The sequence below is a fragment of the Hydrocoleum sp. CS-953 genome (assembly GCF_002260545.1).
Lineage (GTDB): Bacteria > Cyanobacteriota > Cyanobacteriia > Cyanobacteriales > Microcoleaceae > Trichodesmium.
On sequence record NZ_LGSU01000666.1, the window covers coordinates 1 to 4,151 of the forward strand.

A 4,151-nucleotide genomic window follows, 5' to 3' on the forward strand; every position below is an offset into this window, starting at 1 on the left:
GTTTTTGAACGCTATATATATTATAATTGTTTTAGTCTTGACAATAATTAATCTATTATATAGCAATCTGTGCAGAGTTTGTAATATTTTATCTAATAGGATTTGGAAACCAAACCCTATTTTTGCTTAGGTTGGGAGATTAAACCCCTGTAGTTTTTTTCACAAATCATTTAGGATTGGTACATCATTTCAACTGGAGAAAAGTCAAGAATGTCAACAAATTCTACAAGTCAAACATCTAATAATGAATCTAATATTAATAGTGATTTTGAATTTCTATTTACTCGTTCGATAGAGTTTCGCCAAGAAACTATTTACTTTATTATAGTAGACCGTTTTTTTGATGGCGACCCTACTAATAATGAAGGTCCTAACCCTAAATTATACGACCCTAATAAAGAAAAATGGGGTTTATATTGGGGTGGAGATTTACAAGGAATAATAGATAAACTTGACTATCTCAAAAAAATGGGAGTTACTGCTATTTGGATGACTCCTTTATTTGAACAAATTGAGGAAGAACTATTTGAAATGGCTCCAATTCATGGCTACTGGGCGAAAGATTTTAAACGCTTAAATCCTCGTTTAGTAGACAAAAATGATGAAATTTCTTTAGTAAAAAATCAGCAGACTGTTTTTGATAAGTTAGTAACAGCAGCTCATAACTTGGGGATAAAAATAATCTTAGATATTGTGTGTAATCATAGTAGCCCAGATGCAGGAGGAAAGAAAGGTCAACTGTTTGATGATGGAGTTTTAATTGCTGATTTTCATAATGATTTTAATGACTGGTATCATCATTATGGTGAGGTAGAAGATTGGGATGATAAATGGCAAGTTGAAAACCAAGAATTGGGAGGATTAGCAGATTTTAATGAGAATAATCCTGACTATAGAAAGTACATAAAATCAGCAATAAAATTATGGTTAGATAGAGGAGTTGATGCCCTAAGAATCGATACTATTAAACATATGCCATTATGGTTTTGGCAAGAATTTTATGCTGATATTAAAAGTCATAAACCATCAGTATTTATTTTTGGGGAATGGATTTTTAGCGGACCTTACGATCCTCCATCATTGGAATTTGCTAATAAGTCTGGAATGTCAATGTTAGACTTTGGTTTTTGTGTTGCTATTAGACGCGCTCTGGGAAAATGTGAACCGGGAGGATTTCATATTATTCAAGAATTACTCGACCAAGATAATGTTTATGATACTGCCAGTGAGCTAGTGACTTTTGTTGATAATCACGATATGCCGAGATTTCAAAATTTGAATCCAGACCCAGGAATTTTGAGATTAGCTATTAATTTAATTATGACTTCTCGTGGTATTCCCTGTATTTATTATGGTAGTGAGCAATATCTTTATAATGATACTGATGGTGGAGAAGAACCTTATAATCGCCCGATGATGGAAAAATGGGATACAGATACACCTATTTATCGGGATATTCAATTATTATCAAAAGTACGTCGAATTAATCCGGCTGTTTCTTTGGGTAGTCAGTGGGAAAAATATGTGACTGAGGATGTTTATTGTTATGTGCGAAGGTATCGAGATTATCGTTGTTTTGTAGCAATTAATCGCGGTAATTCAATAACAATTGATAGGGTAGAAACTGATTTGGAAGATGGGGAATATATTTGTATTTTAACGAAGCGATTTTTTGAGGTAAAAGATGGTGCTTTGCATAATTTAGAATTGGGTGTACAAGATATGATTGTGATTAATTATTTGGGCGATCGTGTTAAGGGAAAAGTTATTGTTCGAGCGCAGTTAAATGGTATTTCAACTAATCATGGTGAGGTAGTAGTAGTCACGGGAGATTGCCCAGAGTTGGGAAATTGGGATATTAGTAAGGCTTACCAGTTAGAGTATATTAATTCTAATACTTGGTTTAATGAAATTCCTTTTAATGAAAGTGCTGGAAAAGTTATTGCTTATAAGTATGCAATTGTTTATCGAGATGAACATGGAAATGAAACCCAAATTCCGAGGCGAGAAAATTGGGTTTCTCGACAATGGTTGTTAGCTGAAGAGGGAAATGTAAAGTGGCAAGATAATTGGGCTTATTGAAGAAGGAAGGAAGAAGGAAGAAGGAAGAAGGAAGAAGGAAGAAGGAAGAAGGAAGAAGGAAGGAATAAGTTGAATGTTTAGGTGGTGATTATTGAAGAAGTTAGAAGTCAGAAGTCAGAAGTTTAATTTTTAGTTGGGAATTATAACCAACTAAAATTAGGCTTATGTTTTATATATTTTGATCGGCATTTATTCCCCACCTCACATAAGATTTTCCGCTGATATGTTGAGGTAGGGAATTTCGCCGACATTTTTGTTAATTAAAGGAGTTGATGGGATTGAAATAACTTATATCATTTCCGGTTTAATAGTTATAATTAGAAGCTCGTAATTTAGAAGCTCGTAGTATTGCTCTAGCCCATGAAATAGCTATCTTTTTGCTCAAGCCCTACTAAAAACAAAAACTTTTTTATCACTTATTACCCGGCATTTATTCCTACCTCAGATAAGGGTGTACCTCTCATAAGTGGTTGTTAGCTGAAGAGGGAAATGTGAAGTGGCAAGATAATTGGNGTTTAATAGTTATAATTAGAAGCTCGTAATTTAGAAGCTCGTAGTATTGCTCTAGCCCATGAAATAGCTATCTTTTTGCTCAAGCCCTACTAAAAACAAAAACTTTTTTATCACTTATTACCCGGCATTTATTCCTACCTCAGATAAGGGTGTACCTCTCATAAGTGGTTGTTAGCTGAAGAGGGAAATGTGAAGTGGCAAGATAATTGGGCTTATTGAAGAAGGAAGGAAGAAGGAAGGAAGAAGGAAGAAGTTTAATTTTTAGTTGGTGATAATTCCCAACTAAAATTAGGCTGATGTTTTATATATTTTGCTCGGCATTTATTCCCACCTCACATCAGCTTTCCCGCTGATATTTTGAGGTGGGGAATTTCGCCGACATTTTTGTTAATTAAAGGAGTTGATCCGATTGAAATAACTTATATAATGTCCGGTTGAATAGTTATAATTAAAGATTGTAGTATTGCTCTAGCTCTAATACCATTTATCAGAAGTAAAAGTGCTACAGTTAAAAACTGCCAAAATAACCATGAAAATCACAAATATTATTCAAGACTTACCAACGGATAATTGATAGTTGATAATTAATCAATCCCGTTTAAAACCTTCCCTTTTAAGGGGATGAAAAAAATATTCAACTCAGTATTTCAAGCTAGAGACTTGAGTCGCAGGTACTGATAACTGATAACTGAAATGACCTATTTTGTTGACAAATATTGTTTTAAGTTGCCTTACTAAATTATGAAGTGAGAGGAAAGAACAGAAGAGGAATTTTTCTCTCACCTCATTCCCTAAGCTTTTTCAATTTTTAGTCTTTAGCCTTTCCTGCATTTCTTAGCATTAACCCACCAACTGCAATAAAACCTAATATTAGGCTTGGCTCTGGGGTCTCAACTGGAGTAACTGGAGTGACTAGAGTAACTGTAGTAACTGGAGTAACTGGAGTGACTGGAGTAACTGGAGTGACTGGAATAGAATTCAATATTATTATTGGAAAGGTGATTTCCTCTGGCTCTGGCCCTGACACAAACGTAAAGCGAACAGGGGAAGCCTCTGATTCTGAGGTATTCGCTTGTGCTTGACAACAGTACCAAATATAGATACTGCACTAACAGCAGCAGTAGCTACTACCATTGAGCAGAGATTATAACTAGCCTTACCTATAGTTTGAATTGATTTAATCTTCATGGGTGTGTGTGATTTCTCTAAATTACGACAAGTTGTTGTTGTTGTGTTTATTTCAACAACAATTTCATCATATAGCTCTCCCTCCCCCCGCGCGTCAAGTATAAAATAAAACTTTTACCAAACCTTTAATATTATTCACCTTTCCTAAGTAAAACCACTACTTTACTAAAATTATAGAGACCGTAAAACTAAAATTTGTGCATAATTTTATACTAAAAAATAAGTATTATCACCAATTTTAGACATGACATTCAAGTTTAGAGACTCCCCCCCCGTAATGCAGGGCTGTTTCATTCTTGGTTAAGACAGAAGGGGAGCAGGGGAGCAGGGAGCAGGGGAGAATTTTCCACGCTTTACCCTAGATTTTC

The 4,151-nt window shown here is 34.7% G+C and carries 3 protein-coding genes; 1 reads left to right on the top strand and 2 read right to left on the bottom strand.

Annotated features, from left to right (window positions below; all coding sequences use genetic code 11):
• Positions 1 to 210 precede the first annotated feature (210 nt).
• Complete coding sequence (locus AFK68_RS07580) at positions 211 to 2,082, top strand: alpha-amylase family glycosyl hydrolase (protein WP_094672229.1); 1,872 nt, start codon at positions 211 to 213, stop codon at positions 2,080 to 2,082.
• A gap of 1,321 nt (positions 2,083 to 3,403) precedes the next feature.
• Here the strand turns inward: AFK68_RS07580 and AFK68_RS07585 are convergent.
• Both AFK68_RS07585 and AFK68_RS34665 read right to left on the bottom strand, forming a co-directional pair.
• Complete coding sequence (locus AFK68_RS07585) at positions 3,404 to 3,577, bottom strand: PEP-CTERM sorting domain-containing protein (protein ID WP_143437663.1); 174 nt, start codon at positions 3,575 to 3,577, stop codon at positions 3,404 to 3,406.
• Between the two features lie 5 nt (positions 3,578 to 3,582).
• On the bottom strand, positions 3,583 to 3,783 hold the full coding sequence (locus tag AFK68_RS34665; protein WP_143437664.1) for a hypothetical protein: 201 nt from the start codon (positions 3,781 to 3,783) through the stop codon (positions 3,583 to 3,585).
• Positions 3,784 to 4,151: the final 368 nt, after the last annotated feature.